The organism is Kitasatospora sp. NPDC127121 (genome assembly GCF_042677305.1).
Classification (GTDB): domain Bacteria; phylum Actinomycetota; class Actinomycetes; order Streptomycetales; family Streptomycetaceae; genus Kitasatospora.
The window spans coordinates 1-21,702 of the sequence record NZ_JBHXTQ010000085.1 but is presented as its reverse complement, the minus strand read 5'-3'; the positions used below and the strand labels follow the sequence as shown (position 1 = coordinate 21,702).

At 73.7% G+C, this 21,702-nt stretch carries 14 protein-coding genes and 1 pseudogene; all 15 read left to right on the top strand.

The window, feature by feature from the left end; all coding sequences use genetic code 11:
* Positions 1–234: 234 nt before the first annotated feature.
* Positions 235–1,416 carry a cysteine desulfurase family protein gene (locus tag ACFVHI_RS31030; protein ID WP_380344977.1) on the top strand — a complete coding sequence of 394 codons (1,182 nt, stop codon included), beginning with the start codon at positions 235–237 and terminating at the stop codon, positions 1,414–1,416.
* A 51-nt stretch (positions 1,417–1,467) separates the two neighbouring features.
* Positions 1,468–2,604 carry a tRNA 2-thiouridine(34) synthase MnmA gene (mnmA, locus tag ACFVHI_RS31025; RefSeq protein WP_063347735.1) on the top strand — a complete coding sequence of 379 codons (1,137 nt, stop codon included), beginning with the start codon at positions 1,468–1,470 and terminating at the stop codon, positions 2,602–2,604.
* A gap of 47 nt (positions 2,605–2,651) precedes the next feature.
* Positions 2,652–3,176, top strand: coding sequence for a TIGR00730 family Rossman fold protein (locus ACFVHI_RS31020; protein ID WP_380344975.1), 525 nt, complete (start codon positions 2,652–2,654; stop codon positions 3,174–3,176).
* A gap of 13 nt (positions 3,177–3,189) precedes the next feature.
* On the top strand, positions 3,190–3,879 hold the full coding sequence (locus tag ACFVHI_RS31015; RefSeq protein WP_380344973.1) for an SDR family oxidoreductase: 690 nt from the start codon (positions 3,190–3,192) through the stop codon (positions 3,877–3,879).
* A 35-nt stretch (positions 3,880–3,914) separates the two neighbouring features.
* Complete coding sequence (locus tag ACFVHI_RS31010) at positions 3,915–4,925, top strand: methionine synthase (protein WP_380344971.1); 1,011 nt, start codon at positions 3,915–3,917, stop codon at positions 4,923–4,925.
* A gap of 22 nt (positions 4,926–4,947) precedes the next feature.
* On the top strand, positions 4,948–7,242 hold the full coding sequence (gene ligA / locus ACFVHI_RS31005; protein ID WP_063351125.1) for an NAD-dependent DNA ligase LigA: 2,295 nt from the start codon (positions 4,948–4,950) through the stop codon (positions 7,240–7,242).
* 358 nt (positions 7,243–7,600) lie between these two features.
* Positions 7,601–9,421, top strand: a pseudogene (locus tag ACFVHI_RS31000) (putative bifunctional diguanylate cyclase/phosphodiesterase); the annotation flags it as partial.
* 163 nt (positions 9,422–9,584) lie between these two features.
* Positions 9,585–9,881: an Asp-tRNA(Asn)/Glu-tRNA(Gln) amidotransferase subunit GatC gene (gatC, locus tag ACFVHI_RS30995; RefSeq protein ID WP_030057414.1), complete on the top strand. Its 297-nt coding sequence runs from the start codon at positions 9,585–9,587 to the stop codon at positions 9,879–9,881.
* 5 nt (positions 9,882–9,886) lie between these two features.
* Positions 9,887–11,380: an Asp-tRNA(Asn)/Glu-tRNA(Gln) amidotransferase subunit GatA gene (gene gatA / locus ACFVHI_RS30990; RefSeq protein ID WP_063347731.1), complete on the top strand. Its 1,494-nt coding sequence runs from the start codon at positions 9,887–9,889 to the stop codon at positions 11,378–11,380.
* Positions 11,377–11,652, top strand: coding sequence for a hypothetical protein (locus ACFVHI_RS30985; protein ID WP_244293361.1), 276 nt, complete (start codon positions 11,377–11,379; stop codon positions 11,650–11,652). Before gatA ends, ACFVHI_RS30985 begins: the two co-directional genes overlap by 4 nt.
* A 77-nt stretch (positions 11,653–11,729) precedes the next feature.
* A complete protein-coding gene (gene gatB, locus ACFVHI_RS30980) occupies positions 11,730–13,241 on the top strand; it encodes an Asp-tRNA(Asn)/Glu-tRNA(Gln) amidotransferase subunit GatB (RefSeq protein WP_380344968.1) in 1,512 nt (503 codons plus the stop codon).
* A 256-nt stretch (positions 13,242–13,497) separates the two neighbouring features.
* Positions 13,498–13,656: a hypothetical protein gene (locus ACFVHI_RS30975; protein ID WP_159398431.1), complete on the top strand. Its 159-nt coding sequence runs from the start codon at positions 13,498–13,500 to the stop codon at positions 13,654–13,656.
* A 134-nt stretch (positions 13,657–13,790) separates the two neighbouring features.
* Positions 13,791–16,832 carry a helix-turn-helix transcriptional regulator gene (locus ACFVHI_RS30970; RefSeq protein ID WP_380344966.1) on the top strand — a complete coding sequence of 1,014 codons (3,042 nt, stop codon included), beginning with the start codon at positions 13,791–13,793 and terminating at the stop codon, positions 16,830–16,832.
* Between the two features lie 533 nt (positions 16,833–17,365).
* Positions 17,366–20,299, top strand: coding sequence for a putative bifunctional diguanylate cyclase/phosphodiesterase (locus ACFVHI_RS30965; protein WP_380344988.1), 2,934 nt, complete (start codon positions 17,366–17,368; stop codon positions 20,297–20,299).
* 333 nt (positions 20,300–20,632) lie between these two features.
* Positions 20,633–21,702: thiamine pyrophosphate-binding protein (locus tag ACFVHI_RS30960; protein WP_380344964.1), on the top strand; the 1,070-nt coding region annotated here is incomplete at its 3' end.

The window sequence follows — 21,702 nt, the reverse complement described above, 5'->3', positions numbered from 1 at the left end:
ATGGGAAGTGAGAGTGGGACGTGATCCCGGGCCGTGCCCGCGGGCCGGGCCGGGGCCCGTCCGCGGGAAGCGTCCGTCAGGCTAACCGCTCGGCCGCGCGACGGGTCAAACGGGTGCCGGACACCGGTGTCCGGTGGGCGCGTGGTCCGGGTAACGTCCGGGAGTCGTCCGGTGGCCGGATCGGTGCGCACACCGGGACGGGGCCCGGGAAGCGCCCTCTACAATCGGATGGTTATGCCATACCTGGACCATGCGGCGACCACGCCGATGCTGCCCGAGGCGATCGCCGCGATGTCGGCGCACCTGGGGGTGGTCGGCAACGCCTCGTCCCTGCACGCGGCCGGCCGCCGGGCCCGCCGGGTGGTCGAGGAGGCCCGCGAGTCGCTGGCCGACTCGCTGGGCGCCCGCCCGAGCGAGATCGTGCTCACCGGCGGGGGCACCGAGTCCGACAACCTCGCCGTCAAGGGCCTGTACTGGGCCCGCCGGGGCGCCGACCCGGCCCGCACCCGGGTGCTGTGCAGCCCGGTCGAGCACCACGCGGTGCTGGACGCGGTGCACTGGCTCTCCGAGCACGAGGGCGCCGACGTCGAGTACCTGCCGGTCGACCCGCTCGGCCGGGTGCACCCGCAGGCGCTGCGCGAGGCGATCGAGCGGGACCCGCACTCGGTCGCGCTGGTCACCGTGATGTGGGCCAACAACGAGGTCGGCACCATCCAGCCGGTGCGCGAACTCGCCGCCGTCGCGGCCGAGTACGGCATCCCGATGCACGCCGACGCGGTGCAGGCGCTCGGGCAGGTCCCGGTCTCCTTCGCCGGGTCGGGGCTCACCGCGCTCACCGTCACCGGGCACAAGATCGGCGGCCCGTTCGGCATCGGCGCGCTGCTGCTCTCGCGCGGCGCCGCGCCCGTCCCGCTGTTGCACGGCGGCGGCCAGGAGCGCGACGTCCGCTCCGGCACCCTGGACGCGCCCGCCGCCGCCGGCTTCGCCACCGCCGCGGCCCTCGCGGTCGAGCGCCAGCCGGAGCACGCGGTCGTGCTCGGCGCGCTGCGCGACGAGCTGATCGCCGCCGTGCTGGCCGCCGTCCCCGCCGCGGTGCTCAACGGCGACCCGGCCGCCGAGGGGCGGCTGCCCGCCAACGCGCACTTCTCCTTCCCCGGCTGCGAGGGCGACGCGCTGCTGATGCTGCTCGACGCCCAGGGCATCGAGTGCTCCACCGGCTCGGCCTGCTCGGCCGGGGTGCCGCAGCCCAGCCACGTGCTGCTCGCGATGGGCGTCGACCCGGCGCTGGCCCGGGCCTCGCTGCGGTTCTCGCTCGGGCACACCTCGGTGCGCGAGGACGTGACGGCGCTGGTCGCGGCCATCGCCCCGGCCGTCCAGCGGGCCCGCAACGCGGGTCTGGCGGCGGTGCGGCGGTAGTTCCTCCGGGCGGTCGGGCATGTACGGCGGCCCCGTACTCTTGTAGTCACCATGACTGACTTCCCGGGTGCCCCGACCGCTCCGTCCACCGGCCGTCTGCGCGTGCTCGCGGCGATGTCCGGCGGCGTCGACTCCGCCGTCGCCGCCGCCCGCGCCGCCGAGGCGGGGCACGAGGTGACGGGCGTCCACCTGGCGCTGTCCGCCAACCCCCAGTCCTTCCGCACCGGGGCCCGCGGCTGCTGCACCATCGAGGACTCCCGGGACGCGTGGCGCGCGGCCGACGTGATCGGCATCCCGTTCTACGTCTGGGACCTCGCCGAGCGCTTCCGCGAGGACGTCATCGACGACTTCGTCGCCGAGTACGCGGCCGGCCGCACCCCCAATCCCTGCCTGCGCTGCAACGAGAAGATCAAGTTCGCCGCGCTGCTCGACAAGGCGATCGCGCTCGGCTTCGACGCGGTCTGCACCGGCCACTACGCCCGGATCGTCGACCTGCCGTCCGGGGAGCGCCAGCTGCACCGCGCCGTCGACGCCGCCAAGGACCAGTCCTACGTGCTCGGTGTGCTGGACGCGGACCAGCTCGCCCACTCCCTCTTCCCGCTCGGCGACACCACCAAGGACGCCATCCGCGAGGAGGCCGAGCGCCGCGGCCTGGCCGTCGCCAAGAAGCCGGACAGCCACGACATCTGCTTCATCGCCGACGGCGACACCCAGGGCTTCCTGGCCAAGCACCTCGGCACCGCCACCGGCGACATCCTCGACGCCGACGGCACCAAGCTCGGCGAGCACGACGGCGCGTACGGCTTCACCATCGGCCAGCGCAAGGGCCTGCGGATCGGCCGGCCCGCCGCGGACGGCAAGCCCCGCTACGTCCTCGACATCTCGCCGGTCGACAACACCGTGACCGTCGGCCCGCTGGAGGGTTTGGACGTCACCGGGCTCACCGCGATCCGGCCGCGCTGGTGCGGCACCGAGCCGCTCGCCGACGGCCGGTACACCGCCCAACTGCGCGCCCACGGCGAGGAGGTGCCGGTGAGCGCGTCGGTCGTGGACGGCGAGCTGCGGGTGCAGTTGGACACCCCCGTCCGCGGCATCGCCCCCGGCCAGGCCGTCGTCCTGTACGACGGCACCCGCGTCGTCGGCTCCGCCACCATCGCCGCCACCGAGCGCCCGGCCGTCCGCGCCTGAAACCGGGGTGAGCGCGGCCCGGCCCGCGTGATAGACCAGGTAGCACTATGAATATCTGCGTCTTCTGCTCCGCGTACTCGCTCGACGACCGCTACTCCGCTCCCGCCGCCGAGTTCGCGCGGCTCCTCGGCGAGGGCGGGCACACCCTGGTGTGGGGCGGCTCGAACGCCGGGCTGATGGGGCTGCTGGCCGATGAGGTGAAGGCGGCGGGCGGCAGGCTGGTCGGGGTGCTCGTCGAGATGCTGAGGCACAAGGGGTACGTCGGCGCCGACGAGTTGGTGATGACCGAGGACCTCGCCGAGCGGAAGGCGGAGCTGGCCGCCCGGGCGGACGCGATCGTCGTGCTGGTCGGCGGGCTGGGCACCCTCGACGAGGTGACCGAGGTGCTGGAGCTCAAGAAGCACGGCATGTTCGACAAGCCGGTGATCGTCCTGGACACCGAGGGCTTCTACGCGGGCCTGCGCACGCAGATGGAGCGGATGGACACCGAGGGCTTCCTGCCGCGCCCGCTCGCCGAGCTGATCAACTTCGCCGACACCCCGGCTCAGGTGTTTGAGCAGCTCAAGGCCTGATTAGATCAGCACCATGGCTGCACATCTGATCACCGGCGCCGGCTCCGGCATCGGCGCCGTCCTGGCCGAGCGTCTCGCCGAGCGCGGCGACGACCTCTGGCTGCTCGCCCGCGACGCCCGCCGCGCCGCCGAACTGCGCGAGCGCTTCCCCGGGGCGCAGACCCTGGTCGGCGACCTCGGCGACCCGGCCAAGCTCTCCTGGGCCCTCGGCCACCAGGCGCTGCCCGTCGAGCTCGACTCCCTCCTGCACGTCGCGGGCATGGTGGAGCTGGGTGCGGTCGGCGAGCTGCCGGTCAAGGCCTGGCAGAGCACCCTGGCCGTCAACCTGGTCGCCCCCGCCGAGCTGACCCGGCTCCTGCTGCCCTCGCTGCGCCTGGTCAAGGGGCACGTGGTGTTCGTCAACTCCGGTGCGGGCCTGAGCGCCTCCGCCGAGTGGTCGGCCTACGCGGCGAGCAAGCACGGCCTCAAGGCGCTCGCCGACGCGCTGCGCCAGGAGGAGCACGCGAACGGCGTCCGGGTCACCTCGGTCTACCCGGGCCGCACCGCCACCGCGATGCAGGCCAAGGTGCACCAGCAGGAGGGCAAGGCCTACGACGAGGAGCGCTTCATCGCCCCGGAGTCGGTGGTGAAGGCGATCCTCGCCGCCCTGGACGCCTCCCGCGACGCGGAGCTCACCGACATCACCGTCCGCCCCGGGCGCTGACCTCGCCGGGGCGGCGGCGCACTAGGCTCGGGCGGGTGAGCACCGGAGACACCTTCCCCGACCTGCGCGGCGCCGCCACCGGCGTCGGTTCGCTGCCCGGCACCGACGCGCGGGAGGCCGCCAAGACCTCCACCGGCGCGTTGGAGCAGCTGCCGTTCCTGCCCGAACTCCCCGCCCGCGGGCCGGGCGCCGACATGATCGGCCGCGGCGCCGGCCTGCTGGTCGAGCTGTTCGCACAGACCGAGCCGTCCGGCTGGCGGTTCGCCGACCGCCCCGGCCGGGACACCCGGCGCGCGCACTCCTGGCTGGGCGAGGACCTGGACGCGCTGGAGGAGTTCACCCAGGGCTACCAGGGCGCGCTCAAACTCCAGGCCGTGGGCCCGTGGACGCTGGCGGCGAGCATCGAGCTCAGGCACGGCGAGAAGGCGCTCTCCGACCACGGCGCCTGCCGGGACATCGCCGGCTCGCTCACCGAGGGCCTGCGCCGCCACCTGGCGGACGTCCGCCGGCGGGTGCCCGGCGCGCAGCTGGTCCTCCAGCTCGACGAGCCCTCGCTGCCCGCGGTGCTGGCCGGTTCGGTGAAGACCGCCAGCGGCTTCCAGCGGTTGCGCTCGGTGGACCGGCAGGTCGCCGAGGAGGTGCTGCGCGAGACGATCCGCGGCCTGGACGTGCCGGTCGTGGTGCACTGCTGCGCCCCGCAGGTCCCGATCCCGCTGCTGCGCCGGGCCGGGGTGGCCGGGGTCTCCCTCGACTTCTCCCTCCTCACCGAGCGGGAGGACGACGACCTCGGCGAGGCGGTCGAGGCGGGCACGGCGATCCTCGCTGGTGTCGTGCCCTCCACTGACCAGGAGGTGTCCGACCCGGCCGGTAGTGTCCAGGGTGTCAGGACCTTGTGGCGCAGGCTCGGGTTCGCCCCGGAGCTGCTGGGCCGCCGCGTGCTGGTGACGCCGACCTGCGGGCTGGCCGGGGCGTCCCCGGCGTACGCGCGCAAGGCGCTGTCGCTTGCGGCGCGGGCGGCGCAGAGCCTGGTGGACAACCCGGAATGAGAACGTAGGAGGGCTTGCGGTGGTGGCTGTCGAGGGCTGGGAGGACGTCCCTGCGGAGGTGCGCAGGCGGCACGCCGAGCTGGTCGTGGAGATCACCGAGCACCGCGCCCGGTACTACGTGCAGGACGCCCCGGTCGTCAGCGACGCCGAGTTCGACGTCCTGATGCGCGAGCTGGAGGCGGTCGAGGCCGCGCACCCGGCCCTGGTGACGCCGGACTCGCCGACGCAGGAGGTCGGCGGCGACGTCGCGGAGGGCTTCACCAAGGTCGAGCACCGCGAGCGGCTGCTCAGCCTCGACAACGCCATGGACGACGAGGAGCTGGCGGCCTGGGCGGACCGGGTCGCCCGCGAGCTGGACGGCATCGACTACCACTACCTGTGCGAGCTCAAGGTGGACGGCCTGGCCGTCAACCTCACCTACGAGCGCGGCCAGTTGGTCCTGGCCGCGACCCGGGGCACCGGCCGGGTCGGCGAGGACATCACCGCCAACGTCCGCACCATCAAGGAGATCCCGCAGCAGCTCACCGGCGACGACCTGCCCGAGCTGGTCGAGATCCGCGGCGAGGTCTACCTGCCGACCGAGGCCTTCGAGGAACTGAACGCCTCGCTGGCGGCGGAGAACGAGCGCCGCCGGGCGGAGAACGAGGAGCGCGCCAAGGAGGGCAGGCGTCCGCAGGCGCTGCTCCACCTGTTCGCCAACCCGCGCAACGCCGCCGCCGGTTCGCTGCGCCAGAAGGACCCGCTGGTCACCGCGTCCCGTCCGCTGCACATGGTGGTGCACGGCATCGGCGCCCGGGTCGGTTTCGACATCGACTGCCAGTCGCACGCCTACGACCTGCTGCGCGCGTGGGGCCTGCCGACGGCCCGGCACAACAAGGTGGTCGGGACGCTCGACGAGGTGCGGGCGTTCATCGGGCACTTCGGCGAGCAGCGGCACTCGGTCGAGCACGAGATCGACGGCGTCGTGGTCAAGGTGGACGAGATCGCCCTGCAAGGGCGGCTCGGTTCCACCTCCAAGTCCCCGCGCTGGGCGATCGCCTGGAAGTACCCGCCGGAGGAGGTCACCGGCAGGCTGGCCGCGATCAAGGTCGGCATCGGCCGCACCGGCCGGGCCACCCCGTACGCGGTGCTGGCCGAGCCGGTGAAGGTGGCCGGCTCGATGGTGCAGTACGCGACGCTGCACAACCAGCAGGTCGTCAAGGCCAAGGGCGTGCTGCTCGGCGACACCATCGTGCTGCGCAAGGCCGGCGACGTCATCCCGGAGATCCTCGGCCCGGTGGAGAGCCTGCGGGACGGCACCGAGCAGGAGTTCGTGATGCCCTCGCACTGCCACGAGTGCGGGGCCGAGCTGCGCCCGATGTCCGAGGGGGACATCGATCTGCGCTGCCCCAACGCGCAGTTCTGCCCGGCGCAGATCCGCGAGCGGATCGCCTTCCTGGGCGGCCGTTCCTCGCTGGACATCGAGGGCCTGGGCTATGTCGCGGCGACCGCGCTGACCCAGCCGCTGGAGCCGGCCGAGGCGCCGGTGCGGGACGAGGGCGACATCTTCGGCCTGACGATGGAGCAGTTGCTGCCGATCGAGGTGCTGGTCCGCGACCAGAAGACGGGCATGCCCAAGCTGGACGACCGCACCGGCAAGGAGAAGAAGGCCACCTTCTTCGCGAACCAGAAGGGCGAGCCCAAGAAGACGGCGGGCGTGCTGCTGGAGAATCTGGAGAGGGTGAAGGAACGTCCGCTGTGGCGGTTCCTCAACGGCCTCTCGATCCGGCACGTCGGGCCGGTCGCGGCGCAGGAGCTGGCGCGGGAGTTCCGGGACCTCGACCGGATCTTCTCGGCCACCGAGGAGGAGCTGGCCGCCGTCGAGGGGGTCGGGCCGATCATCGCCCGTTCCGTCGTCGAGTGGTACCAGGAGGAGTGGCACCGGGGGATCCTGGAGAAGTGGCGCGCGGCCGGCGTCCGCTTCACCGAGGAGCCCGCCGACGAGGAGGAGGCGGAGCGCCCGCTGGAGGGCCTGACCGTCGTGGTCACCGGCACCCTGGCCGGGCACACCCGGGACGGGGCCAAGGAGGCGCTGACCTCGCGCGGCGCGAAGGTGACCGGTTCGGTATCGAAGAAGACAGATTTTGTCGTGGCCGGTGACAACCCCGGGTCCAAGTACGACAAGGCCGTTCAGCTCGGACTGCCGGTCCTGGACGACGCCGGCTTCGCCGTGCTGCTCGCCGACGGAGCGGCCGCGGCCCGCGCCCACCTCGGCCTGCCCGAGGTCGGGAAGGCCCCCGCCGAGGCCGCCCCGGAGGCCGACCCGAGCGGAGCGTGACCGAACCCGTCTTGTTATCGTCCTGATGCAACGTCACCGGGTGTCGCACCGTGAAAGCGGGCATTGTGTCACTGTGCGACACCCGGGCGCGGTGGCGCGTTTCCGGTTGTCCGAAAGTCTGCCCACCGGGTGGACCCCGGCATACCCTGGAGCGCAACAGAGTGTCAGCAGGGGTGGGGGCACCGGCTGAGCCGGTGCTCCGCGGGGTCGCTCCATGCCCGGCAGCTGTCGGTACCGGCACGGTGCCTCACCGTAAGGCGGCCTGACGGGGCGGGCCCGACGGAGGACAGGGCTTATGGATCGTACGACCGGCGGTGCGCCCACACGCCCGCCGCAGGGGGTGGCAGGTGCGGTCCTGCTGCTCGGCGTGCTGCTGGCCGGTGCCGCGCCGCTCATCCCGCTGGCCGTCCTGGTCTACCGGTACGAGCCCGAACTGCTGCCGCTGTTCGCGGTGCCGCTGGCGGTGCTGGTCGCCGCCTGGCGGATCGCCCGCGACCGCGCCCGTGACCAGCTGACCGACCCGCTGACGGATCTGCCCAACCGTCAGGCCCTGTTGATGGCCGCCCAGGAGGCGATCGCGGAGCGTGCGGAAGGCTACAGCGTCGGTCTCATCCTGCTCGATCTCGATCGCTTCCGATCGCTCAACGACACCCTCGGTCACACCGCCGGCGACCGGCTGCTGGTGCACATCGCCCGCCGGCTGCACCGCGCGCTGCGCTCCGGAGGCCCGGCCGGCAGCGCCACCCGGGAGTCCATCGACGACGTCTTCGCCGGCCTGCCCCGGAACTACCGGCGCGGCCGCCCGATGGTGGCCCGGATGGGCGGCGACGAGTTCGCCGTGCTGCTGCCCGGCATCAACTGCCCGGACAGCCTGGAGCGGGTCGCCAAGGCGCTGATCGCCGAACTCGCCGCGCCGATCCGGCTGGACGGGCTGCTGCTCGTGCTGGAGGCCAGCGCCGGCGTCTGTGTCTACCCGCAGCACGCCCAGGACGCCGAGGCGCTGCTGCGCCGCGCCGACGTGGCGATGGGCCACGCCCAGCGCGGTTGCAGCGGCGTCGCGCAGTACGACGAGACCCAGGACGCCGACACGCCGTACCGGATAGGGCTGCTCGGCGACCTGCGGCGGGCCCTGGAGACCGGCGAGGTGCAGCTGCACTACCAGCCCAAGGTGGCCTTCGACGGCCGGGTGGTCGGCCTGGAGGCGCTGCTGCGCTGGGAGCGCCCCGGCCAGGGCCGGGTCTCGCCGGACGAGTTCGTCGGGCTCGCCGAGTCCAGCGGCCTGATGCCCCGGCTCACCGACTACGTGCTGGAGGCCGCCGTCGGGCAGCTCGCCTACTGGCGGGACCAGGGCCTCCAGGTGCAGGTCGCGGTCAACGTCTCCCCGCGCGACGTGCTCAACCCCGGCTTCGCCCAGCGCGTCGCCGGCCACCTCGTCCGCCACCAGGTGCCGGCCCACGCGCTCCAGCTGGAGATCACCGAACGGCTGCTGCTGGACGACTCCCGCCGGGCCGCCGACACCCTCGCCGAACTGCGCGGCTACGGCGTCGGGATGTCCCTGGACGACTTCGGGACCGGCCACTCCTCGCTGGTGCGGCTGCGCAGCCTGCCGGTCGGCGAGCTGAAGATCGACCGCTCCTTCGTCTCCCGGATGGTCATCGACGACCACGACGCGGCGGTGGTGCGCTGCTCGGTGGAGCTCGCCCACTCGCTGGGCCTGACCGTGGTCGCCGAGGGCGTCGAGGACGACGAGACCTGGGAGCGGCTGCACTGCATGGGCGTGGACGCCGTCCAGGGCTGGCTGGTGTCGGCCGCGCTGCCGGCCGAGCAGGCCACCGCCTGGCTGCGGGTGCACCGCACCGGCGCCCCGCCGGTGGAGCGGCTGGTCCCCCCGCCGGGCCGGTTGCCGTCGGCCCTCCACGCGGTGCAGGGGGGCCAGGGCCTGCCGGTCCAGCCGGTGCTGCCGCCGGCCGTCCAGCCGGTGGTCCAGCAGGCCATCGCGCCGGTGCTGCCGTCGACCCTCCCGCCGGTGCTGCCCCCCGTGCTGCCCCCGACGCTCCCGCAGGCCGTGCAGGCCGTTCAGACGGTCCAGGCCGCGCCCGCGCCCCAGCCCGTGTCGGCCGCGCAGATCGAGATCAAGGCGCCGGGCACGCAGAGTTGGGCCCGCACCAGGCCGCAGTGACGGGCGCACACGCTTACTCGTTGGCCGGTGGCCGGGCCGGGCCCCATAGGATGGGGTCCAAAGACCACGAGGACGGAGCACCGGACCGGTTGCTCCTGCCCGGGCCCGGCACCGCCTGCGCGCGGCGCCGGGCCTCACCAGAACTCACCCTGAGGATCGCTGCATGCCTGGCATCACGCGCGAGGAGGTCGCCCACCTCGCCCGGCTGTCGCGTCTTGAGCTGAAGCCCGAAGAGCTGGACCACTTCGCCGAGCAGCTCGACGTGATCATCGGCGCGGTCGCCCGCGTTTCCGAGGTCGCCGGACAGGACGTCCCGCCGACCTCCCACCCGCTCCCGCTGACCAACGTGATGCGCGCGGACGAGGTGCGGCCGTCGCTCACCCCGGAGCAGGCGCTGTCCGGCGCCCCCGCCGCCGAGGAGCAGCGTTTCCGCGTGCCCCAGATCCTCGGGGAGGACTGACCGAGATGACCGAGTTGATCAAGTACACCGCCGCTGAGACGGCTTCCGCCATCGCCAAGGGCGAGGTGTCCGCCGTCGAGGTGGCGCAGGCGCACCTGGACCGCATCGGCGCCGTCGACAAGAAGGTCAACGCCTTCCTGCACGTCGACACCGAGGGCGCGCTGAACGCCGCCAAGGCCGTCGACGAGAAGCGCGCCAAGGGCGAGGAGCTGGGCCCGCTGGCCGGCGTCCCGCTCGCGCTGAAGGACGTCTTCACCACCAAGGGCGTGCCGACCACCTGCGGCTCCAAGATCCTCGAAGGCTGGATCCCGCCGTACGACGCCACGCTGACCACCCGTCTCAAGGACGCCGGCGTGGTCATCCTCGGCAAGACCAACATGGACGAGTTCGCGATGGGCTCCTCCACCGAGAACTCCGCCTACGGCACGACCGGCAACCCGTGGGACCTCTCCCGCATCCCCGGCGGCTCCGGCGGCGGCTCGGCCGCCGCGCTGGCCGCCTTCGAGGCCCCGCTGGCGATCGGCACCGACACCGGCGGCTCGATCCGCCAGCCCGGCGCCGTCACCGGCACCGTCGGCGTCAAGCCGACCTACGGCTCGGTCTCCCGCTACGGCCTGGTCGCCTTCTCGTCCTCGCTGGACCAGGGCGGCCCGTGCGCCCGCACCGTGCTGGACGCGGCGCTGCTGCACGAGGCCATCGCCGGGTACGACCCGCTGGACTCCACCTCGATCGACGCGCCCGTCCCGGCCGTGGTCGAGGCCGCCAAGCTGCGCGACGTGCGCGGCATGCGGATCGGCGTGGTCAAGGAGTTCGCCGGCGAGGGCTACCAGGCCGGCGTGATGGAGCGCTTCAACGAGTCGGTGGAGCTGCTGCGCGAGCTGGGCGCCGAGGTCGTCGAGGTCTCCTGCCCGTCCTTCACCCTGGCGCTGCCGGCGTACTACCTGATCGCGCCCAGCGAGGCCTCGTCCAACCTGGCCCGCTTCGACGCGATGCGCTACGGCCTGCGGGTCGGCGACGACGGCTCCCGCTCGGCCGAGGACGTCACCGCCCTGACCCGCGAGGCCGGCTTCGGCCCCGAGGTCAAGCGCCGCATCATCCTCGGCACCTACGCCCTCTCCTCGGGCTACTACGACGCCTACTACGGCTCGGCCCAGAAGGTCCGCACGCTCATCTCGCGCGACTTCGACGCCGCCTTCGCGGGCGTGGACGTGCTGGTCTCGCCGACCACGCCGACCACCGCCTTCCCGATCGGCGAGCGCGCCGACGACCCGATGGCGATGTACCTGGCCGACCTCTGCACGATTCCGTCGAACCTCGCGGGCAACGCGGCCATGTCGCTGCCCTGCGGTCTGGCCCCGGAGGACAATCTCCCGGTCGGCCTGCAGATCATCGCACCCGCGATGGCGGACGACCGCCTGTACCGGGTGGGCGGCGCCGTCGAGGCCGCACTCAACGACAAGTGGGGGCACACCCTGCTGGAGGAGGCACCGGCACTGTGAGCAAGATCGAGAAGGCCAAGGCCCCGTCGTCCCTCAAGGCACCGTCGTCCCTGAAGGGCTTCAAGCACAGCAAGCCGGGCCTCTGGCTGTCCATCGGCACCAGCGCCTTCGGCGCGCTATCGGTCGTCAAGGACGTCCGCAAGGCCCGCGAGGAGAGCGACACCCTCAAGCTGGTCAACGCCCTGGTCGGCGCCGCCGCGCTGATCACCGGTACCGCCCTGCTGGTGCGCGAGCTGCGCCAGCTCGGCTCCGACGACGTCCTGCTGGGCTGAGCTGAGCGCCCCGGCCCGGCCCCGCGCGAGCGGCGGCCGGGCCCGTACCTCCCAAGTCTTTTAGTGAAGGGGACGCTGTGAGCGTCATGAACCTGGTCTCCTACGAGGACGCTCTCGCGTCGTACGACCCGGTGATGGGCCTTGAGGTCCACGTCGAGCTGGGCACCAAGACCAAGATGTTCTGCGGTTGCTCGACCGAGCTGGGTGCCGAGCCGAACAGCCAGACCTGCCCGACCTGCCTGGGCCTGCCCGGCTCGCTGCCGGTGGTCAACGCGATCGGCGTGGAGTCGGCCGTCAAGATCGGCCTGGCGCTGAACTGCGAGATCGCCGAGTGGTGCCGGTTCGCGCGGAAGAACTACTTCTACCCGGACATGCCCAAGAACTTCCAGACCTCGCAGTACGACGAGCCGATCGCCTTCAACGGCTACCTCGACGTGCAGCTGGAGGACGGCTCGACCTTCCGCGTGGAGATCGAGCGCGCCCACATGGAGGAGGACACCGGCAAGTCCAGCCACGTCGGTGGCGCGACCGGCCGCATCCACGGCGCCACCCACTCGCTGCTCGACTACAACCGGGCCGGCATCCCGCTGATCGAGATCGTCACCAAGCCGATCGTCGGCGCCGGCGAGCGCGCCCCCGAGGTCGCCAAGGCGTACGTCGCCGAGCTGCGCGAGCTGATCAAGGCGCTGGGCGTCTCCGAGGCGCGGATGGACAAGGGCCAGATGCGCTGCGACGTCAACCTGTCGCTGCGCCCCAACGGCACCGAGACCTTCGGCACCCGTTCGGAGACCAAGAACGTCAACTCGCTGCGCAGCGTGGAGCGGGCCGCCCGGTTCGAGATCCAGCGGCACGCCACCGTGCTGACCGACGGCGGCACGATCATCCAGGAGACCCGGCACTTCCACGAGGAGGACGGCAGCACCACCTCGGGCCGGATCAAGGACAACGCCGAGGACTACCGCTACTTCCCCGAGCCGGACCTGGTGCCGATCGCCCCCGCCCGCGCCTGGGTCGAGGAGCTGCGCGCAGGCCTGCCCGAGCTGCCGCGGGTGCGCCGGGCCCGGCTGCAGGCCGAGTGGGGCCTGTCCGACAAGGACATGCAGTCGGTGCTGAACGCCGGCGCCGTCGAGCCGATCCAGGAGACCATCGCCGCCGGCGCCCCGGCCGACCAGGCCCGCAAGTGGTGGATGGGCGAGCTGGCCCGCCGGGCCAACGAGACCGGCACCGAGCTGAGCGAGCAGCCGATCACCCCGGCGCAGGTCGCCCGGGTCGCCGCGCTGGTCGCCGAGGGCAAGCTGAACGACAAGCTGGCCCGCCAGGTCATCGAGGCCGTGCTGGCCGGCGAGGGCGAGCCGGACGAGGTCGTCGAGAAGCGCGGCCTGGCCGTCGTCTCGGACGACTCCGCGCTCGGTGCGGCCGTCGACCAGGCCATCGCCGAGAACGAGGCGATCGCCGCCAAGATCCGCGACGGCAAGGTCGCCGCGGTCGGCGCGCTGGTCGGTGCGGTCATGAAGGCCACCCGCGGCCAGGCCGACGCGGCCCGCGTCAAGGACCTGATCCTGGAGCGGCTCGCCGTCGAGGGGCAGTAGGCACAACCCAGAGAATTTGGGCGTCTTTGCCTGAGGTCCTAAGGCGCCTAAGGCATCTAAGGCCCCCTAAGTAAGGCCTAAGGCCCGGTCTCACCTCTAAATCGAGGTAAGACCGGGCCTTTGTTGTTCCCGGGGCCCCGATCTAAGGTACCTGGGGCCCGGAAGATCGGTAGGGCTTCCGATGCGGCACCCCCCGCTGGGAGAGGAAAGTCTTACTCGACAGCGAAACGCAGTGAAACCCACAGGGGGAACCGAAGTGATCGAGTACGAGCTCATCCAGCAGCACGCCCACGAGCTGGCCGTCCGCGCCGAGCACGAGCGCCTGGTCCGGGAGGCCAAGGAGGGGCGCCGCCTGCGGCAGCGTCCGGTGGCCGCCCGCTTCCAGCGGCGCCCCGCGCGCCAGCGCGAATGCTGACGGACCGGCACCACGACGGTGCCGAGGGAGTTTCGGAGGGGGAGGCGCAGCAGGGGAGCGCCTCCCCCTCCGGGCGTTCGCCAGGGGAGATAACCCCTCGGCCCGCCACCTCCGGCTATGGCATGCTCGCCTCCATGCAGCAGATATCGGTGAGTCCCGTCTTCGTCGGCCGCGGCAGCGAGATCACCGAACTGACCGACGCGCTGCGCCGGGCCGGCTCCGGCAGCCCGCAGGCCGTGCTGATCGGCGGCGAGGCGGGCGTCGGCAAGACCCGGCTGCTGGAGGAGTTCCTGGAGCGGGCCGCTGCCGGGGGAGCGGTCACCACGCTCGGCGGCTGCCTGGAGATCGGCGCCGAGGGCCTGCCGTACGCCCCGCTGGCCGCCGCGCTGCGCCGGCTGCACCGCTCGCTGGGCGCCGAGCTGGAGGCCGCTGCGGTCGGCAGCGAGGGGCACCTGGCCCGGCTGCTGCCCGAGTTCGGCGAGGCCGACGGTGAACCCAACGACGAGTACGGCCGGGCCCGGCTGTTCGAGCACACCGCGAGGCTGTTCGAGCGGCTCGGCGCGGAGCGTACCCTCGTGTTCGCCGTCGAGGACCTGCACTGGTCCGACCGCTCCACCCGCGAACTGCTCGCCTTCCTGGTCCGCACCCTGCACCGGTCCCGGGTGCTGCTGGTCGCCACCTACCGCTCCGACGACCTGCACCGCCGCCACCCGCTGCGCCCCTTCCTGGCCGAGCTCGAACGGCTGCGCACCGTCCAGCGGCTGGAGCTGGAGCGGTTCGGCCGCGGCGAGGTCGCCGCCCAGCTGGCCGGCATCCTCGGCACCGCCGACCCCGACCGGAAGCTGGTGGACCGCATCCACCGCCGCTCCGAGGGGAACCCGTTCTTCGTCGAGGAGCTGGCCACCGCCTTCGAGGACGGCTGCGGCGCCGGGCTCACCGACTCGCTGCGCGACATCCTGCTGGTCCGGGTGGAGAGCCTGGTCGAGGAGGCCCAGCGGGTGGTGCGGATCGCCGCCGAGGGCGGCTCGCACGTCGAGCACGCCCTGCTGGCGGCCGTCCTGGACGACGACGAGGAGGCGCTGATCGAGGCGCTGCGGGCGGCCGTCGGCGCCAACATCCTGCGCCCGGACGGCGAGGGCGAGGGCTACCGCTTCCGGCACGCGCTGGTCCGCGAGGCGGTCTCGGACGACCTGCTGCCCGGTGAACGGCACCGGATCAACCGCAAGTTCGCGCTCGCCGTGGAGGCGCAGCCGCAGCTGGTCTCCTGCGACGCCCTGCCCGCCCGGCTGGCCAACTACTGGTACCACGCGCACGACCCGGCCCGCGCCCTGCCGACCGCCCTGGACGCCGCCCGGGCGGCCCGCCGCCGCAACGCCTTCGCCGAGCAACTGGGCATGCTGGAACGGGCCCTGGAACTGTGGGACATGGTCTCCGAGGAGGTGCTGGCGCACACCCTGCGCCCGTACGACTGGGCCGAGACCTACCCGCCGGGCTCCTGCGACCACAGCACCGCCGACGGGGACTGCGACCGGATCCAGCTGGTCGACGTGCTGGCCGAGGCGGTGGTCGCGGCCCGGCGCTGCGGCGACCGCGAGCGCGGCCTGAGCCTCGCCAGGCGGGGGCTGCGGCTGGTCGACGAGGCCGTGCACCCGGTGCGCGCGGCCTGGTTCCGGATCAACCGGGCCCGGATGCTGGGCAATCTGCGCCGTTCCGGCGACGACGAGGAGATCCTGCACGCGCACCGGCTGGTCGACCACCTGCCGCCGTCCGCCGTCCAGGCCGAGGTGTTCGCGCTCGGCGCCGGGGTGGCGATGCTCAAGAAGCCCGGCCCCGAGCACATCGAGCTGGCCGAGCGGGCGATCCGGATCGCCCAGGAGGTCGGCGCGCACTCCGTCGAGGTGCACGCCCGGATGACGCTCGGCGGCCTGCGCTACGACGTGCACGGCGATGCCGACGGCGGGCTGGCCGAACTGGCCGGGGCGGTCGAGGCGGCCCGCCGGCTGGGCGTGCCCGACCTGCTGCTGCGCGGCGTCAACAACCTGGCCAGCATGCAGCGCGGGGTGGGCCGGGCCGAGGAGGCGGTGGTGCTGGCCCGCGAGGGCCTGGTCTACGCGGACGGCAACGGCCTGCTGCGCAACATCGGCACCATCCTGACCGGCAACCTGGCCGAGGCGCTGACCGACCTGGGGCGGATCCGGGAGGCCGCCGAGGTGCTCGACGCCTGCGAGCTGACCAGCCTGACCGGCACCCACGCCGAGTTCCTGGACCGGATGCGCGGCGACCTCGCGCTGCTGCGCGGGGACCTGGCCGGCGCGGCGACCATGCTGGCGCAGGCCCGGTCGGCCAACCGGGTCGGCCAGCTCCAGCACAGCGTGCCGATCAGCCGGCTGGCGGTGCGGATCGCCGCGCTCGCCGGTCGGCCGCTGGAGGCCCGGGAGGAACTGCTCACCGCGCTGGCGGAGGAGGGGCGGCTCGGCCACGAGTCCGACGTGTACCCGCTGCTGGTCGAGGCCGCCACGGTGGAGGCGGACAGCCGGGGCCTGCCGGAGGCCGCGGCGGGCCGGGCCGAGGCACTGGCCGCGATCGCCGCGCGGGCGGCCCGGCTGCGGCCGCGGGCGCCGATGCACCACGGCTGGGCCCGGCTGCTGGAGGGCGAACTGGCCCGCGCCGAGGCCGCCGACACCCCGGAGCAGTGGGCCGCCGTGGTCGCCGCGCTGCGGCCGACGGGGCTGCCGTACCCGCTGGCGGTCGCCCTGCTGCGGGCCGGCGAGGCCGAGGTGCTGGCCGGGCGGCGCGAGGCCGGGGCCGAACTGCTGCGCGAGGCGCGGGAACTGGCCACCGTCCGGGGTGACCGTCCGCTGCTGGCGGAGGTCGCGGGCCTGGCCGAGCGGGCCGGGCTGACGCTGACCCCGGTGGCGGCCGCGCGCCCGGCCGCCGGGCCGGCCGCGACCCCGCCCGCCGGGGAGTCCTTCGGCCTCACCCCCCGTGAGCGGGACGTGCTCCGGTTGCTGGCGCGGGGCTGGAGCAACCGGCAGATCGCGGAGGAGTTGTACATCTCTCCGAAGACCGCGAGCGTGCACGTTTCCAACATCCTGGGCAAGCTCGCGGTCACCGGCCGGGGTGAGGCGGCAGCGCTGGCGCACCGGCTGCGGCTGTTCCCGGACGATCCGGCGTAGGCCCTGTCCCCCCGGGCCTCCCGCTGACCCGAGCGCCCGGCGCCGGGCCTCCTGACCGTCTCCGGTCCGGGCGGCCCGGGGCCGGGCGCCGTCGCGTGCTCCCGTGCGCGCCGCGTGAGCCCCTGGTCGCGCGCCGCCGCCAACCGGGCCGATCCGCCGGAATCGGGTGCATTTCCCCACCCCCTCGCCATTACTCTAAGTTGAGTGCATGTGTCATTGAGTGACGGATTTGGTGTAGGGTCCCGATCGGGAACATCGGTGCGGTGTGGTGACCGGAAGGCCGCCCACCCCCTGGGCCTCCGTCCTGACGGGGCGCCAGGCCACCGCGTACGACCGAGAGGCGCGCGGCCGGTGGCCCGTGGCCGGGGCGCCAGGCCCCGGGCCGGAGGGGGAGAGGCCGAGTGAGCTCCACCGATACGGTGCTGCCCGGGGCCGGACGGCCGGGCGTGCCACCCGCCGACGCGTCCGAGCCCGACACGTCCGCGCCCGGCGCAGCCGCAGCCGGCCCGCCCGCCCCCGGCCGGCGCGGCCCGCTGAACCGGCTCCGGGAGAGCCGGACGCTGCCCGGCCTCGTCCTCGGCGCGCTCTGCCTGGCCTACGCCCTGGGCGCCGCCACCGGCTGGGGATCCTTCCAACTCTCCATCTTCATGGGCGACTTCGGCCTGGCCGCGGCGGCGCTCGCGGCCGCGCTGTCCTGCCTGGTGTACGGCTGCACAGCCGGCGGGCGCGCCCGCCCGGCCTGGCTGCTGTTCGGCCTCTCCTCGCTCATGGTGGCCTGCGGCAACGGCACCTGGGGCTGGTACGAACTGGTCGCCCGCAGCCCGCTGCCGCAGGACTCGCTCGCCGAGTACGCCTTCCTGCTGTTCTCCCCGCTCGCCATCACCGGTGTCCTGGTGCTCGCCCAGCGCCCGCGCTCGGCCGCCGGCTGGCTCTGCCTGCTGCTCGACGGCTGGCTGATCGCCGGCTCGCTGTTCACCCTCAGCTGGAGCCTGGCGCTCGGCCGGATCGCCGCCGGCGAGGTCGGCTCGCCACTGCGGCTGGCCCTCAACCTGGCCTACCCGGTGCTGGACATCCTGCTGGTCAGCCTGGTCGTCGGGCTGCGCTTCGGCGGCCGGGACGGCAACCGGGCGGCCGTGCACACCGCGATGGTGGCGCTGGCCGTCACCGTCCTGTGCGACGCCCTGTTCACCTCCCCGGAGCTGCGCAGCAGCTACCGCTCGGGCGAACTGCTGGACGCCGGCTGGTTCTCCGGCAGCCTGCTGCTGGCCTGGGCGCCGTGGTCGCCGCGCTGGCGCCGCCCGCTGCGCGAGCACCCTTCGGCCGGAGGCCTGCCGCGCCGCCGGGTGGCCACCACGTTCAGCGCGCTCACCCCGTACGCGGCCGCCGCGGTGTGCACCGCCGGGATCCTCTACAACGCCCTCGGCGGGCGGGAATTGGACCGGGTGGTGGCCGCGGCGGCCTGCACCGTCGGCCTGGCGCTCATCCTGCGCCAGGGCGTGATGCTGCTCGACAACCTCTCGCTCGCCCAGGAACTCGCCCACAAGGAGGCGCACTTCCGCTCCCTGGTGCAGGGCTCCAGCGACGTCATCATGATCGCCGGCGCCAACGGCGTGCTCTCCTACGTCTCCCCGGCCGCGCTCGGCGTCTACGGGCGGGACCCGGAGGAACTGGTCGGCGGAAACCTGCTGGACCTGGTCCACCCGGAGGACGTGGACCGGGTGCTCGCCGAGGTCCGCCGCTACCTGGCGAGGGTCCGGCTCACCGCCCACCGCTCCCCGGGCACCGCCGAGCCGTCCGCCCGGGTGGAGTGCCGGATCAGCTCGGGCGGCGGCGAGTGGCTGCACGTCGAGTCGACGGTCAGCCGGCACCGTGACGGCCTGATCCTCAACAGCCGGGACGTGACCGAACGCGTGATACTCCAGGCCCAGTTGCAGCACAACGCCTTCCACGACCCGCTCACCGACCTGCCCAACCGGGCGCTGTTCGCCCAGCGGCTGCGGGCCGCCCTCGGCGCCCGCGGCCAGCAGGGCGAGGGCGGCGTCGGGGTCGCGGTGCTCTTCCTCGACCTGGACGGCTTCAAGGCGGTCAACGACACGGCCGGCCACCAGGTGGGCGACGAACTGCTGGTGCAGGCGGCCCGCCGGCTCCAGGGGGCCGTCCGCTGCGGGGACACCGTCGCCCGGTTCGGCGGCGACGAGTTCGCCGCGCTGGTCTGCGGCCCGCTCGGCCGGCTCCAGGTCCAGGAGCTCGCCGAGCGGCTGCGGATCGCGCTCTCCGAGCCGTACTGGATCGGCGGCGCCGAACTCGGTGTCGCCGCCAGCATCGGCATCGCCTTCGGCACCCCCGAACGCGGCCCGGCCGCCGACCCGAGGGCGGCCACCGACGAGCTGATGCGCAACGCCGACCTCGCGATGTACCGGGCCAAGTCCGAGGGCAAGGGCCGGGTGGTGCTCTACAACCCCGCGATGCGGGCCGATCTGGAGCGCCGCACCGAACTGGAGGAGCGGCTGCGGGCCGCCGTCCGGGAGGGCGGCTTCACCCTGCTCCACCAGCCCGTGGTGGACCTCGGCAGCGGCGCGGTGACCGGCGTCGAGGCGCAGGCCCGCTGGCGTTCGGCGGGCGGCCTGCTGCTCACTCCGGCCGAGTTCCTGCGCTCGGCCGACCACGGCGACGCGGCCACCCGGTTCTCCCGCTGGCTGGTCCAGGAGGCGGTGACGGCCGCGGCCAACCGGCGCGGCCAGTCCGGCCGCAGCCGCAGCGGCCCCGCGCCCGTCCCGGTCGCCGTCCGGCTCTCAACCGAGCGGCTGTGCTCGCCCGGCCTGTACGAGACGGTGGCCGCGGCGCTGCGCGACAGCCGGCTGCCGGCCGGCGAGCTGGTGATCGAGGTGGCCCGGATGGGCCCGGACTCGCTCGCCGACGAACTCGGCCGCCGGCTGGCCGCGTTGCGCCGGCTCGGGGTCACCACCGTGCTGGCCGGCTACGGCGCCGGCAGCGGTTCGCTCGGCGAGCTGGCCCGGCTGCCCCTGGACGGCCTCAAGCTGGACCGCACGCTGGTGCAGGACCTCGGGGAGTCCGCGCTCAGCCGCACGCTCGCCGGGCACGCCCTGCGGCTCGGCCACGACCTCGGCCTGGTCACCGGCGCCGAGGGGGTGGACCTGCCCCGCCAGGTCGCCGCGCTCCAGGAGCTGGGCTGCCGGCAGGGCCAGGGTTCGGCCTTCGCGCCGCCGCTGGACGAGACCCGGCTGCGCCGGGCGCTGGTGCGCCGCGGCTACCCGCTGCCCAGACCGCTCGGCTCGGTCTCGGCCCGGCGCGCGTACCTGGCCGCGGAGGCCCGGACGGGTGGCCGCGGGGAGGGCGGCGGGGGGCGTGTCGTGCATCACCACGGTGCCCCCGACCTGCCCGAACGCCGCGCGGTGACCGGTCCAGGGCCAGGTCCGCATGGCGAGACGGTCATCCCACCTGCTTGACACGTGCCCCCGGACAGGAGGAGGGTCGTTGCCATGCGCACCCGAATTCTCGTACTTGGCGGGCGCGTCGGCTGAGCGGGTTCACACCCCCCGCTTGTGACAGACCGACGCGCCACCCCTCGCATGCCCTTGGCACGAGGGGTTTTTTGTTGCACTGACGCTGTTCCACCACCGCAAGACCCCTGGCCCCGACCGCCCGATCCGCCCCGATTCGCGGGGAGGAAGCGGGACGATTGAGGCAGAGCCGGCGATCGGCCCGAAACCGGGACCCCACCCTCGCACCACCGGGGCCCGAAACCACCGGGCCGGCACATTCCGAGAAGAGACAGGCAGATGACTGAGCACGCCGCATCCCCCCGCCGCGGGGACACCACGGCCGCCCACGCTCCCGCTCCCCAGCACGTCGTCGAAACCATGACCGGCGCCCAGTCGCTCATCCGCTCGCTGGAGGCCGTGGGCGCCGACACCGTCTTCGGCATCCCGGGCGGGGCCATCCTTCCCGCGTACGACCCGCTGATGGACTCGGCCAAGGTGCGCCACATCCTGGTCCGCCACGAGCAGGGCGCCGGCCACGCCGCCACCGGATACGCCCAGGCCACCGGCCGGGTCGGGGTCTGCATGGCCACCTCCGGCCCGGGCGCGACCAACCTGGTGACCCCGATCGCCGACGCCTACATGGACTCGGTGCCGATGGTCGCGATCACCGGCCAGGTCTCCTCCAAGGCGATCGGCACCGACGCCTTCCAGGAGGCGGACATCTGCGGCATCACCATGCCGATCACCAAGCACAACTACCTGGTCACCGACCCCGCCGAGATCCCCCGGGTGATCGCCGAGGCGTTCCACATCGCCGCCACCGGCCGCCCCGGCCCCGTCCTGGTCGACATCGCCAAGGACGCGCTCCAGGCCACCACCACCTTCCGCTGGCCGGTCGAGCTCTCGCTGCCCGGCTACCGCCCGGTCACCAAGCCGCACGCCAAGCAGATCCGCGAGGCCGCGAAGATGCTGGTGGGCGCCAAGCGCCCGGTGCTGTACGTCGGCGGCGGCGTGATCAAGGCACAGGCCACCACCGAGCTGCGGATCCTCGCCGAGCTGACCGGCGCCCCCGTGGTCACCACCCTGATGGCGCTCGGCGCCTTCCCCGACAGCCACCCGCAGCACCTGGGCATGCCCGGCATGCACGGCTCCGTCCCGGCCGTCACCGCGCTGCAGAAGGCCGACCTGCTGTTCACCCTCGGCGCCCGCTTCGACGACCGCGTCACCGGCAAGCTGGACGGCTTCGCCCCGCACGCCAAGGTCGTCCACGCGGACATCGACCCGGCCGAGATCGGCAAGAACCGCCCCGCCGACGTGCCGATCGTCGGCGACGCCCGCGAGGTGCTGGCCGATCTGATCGTCGCCGT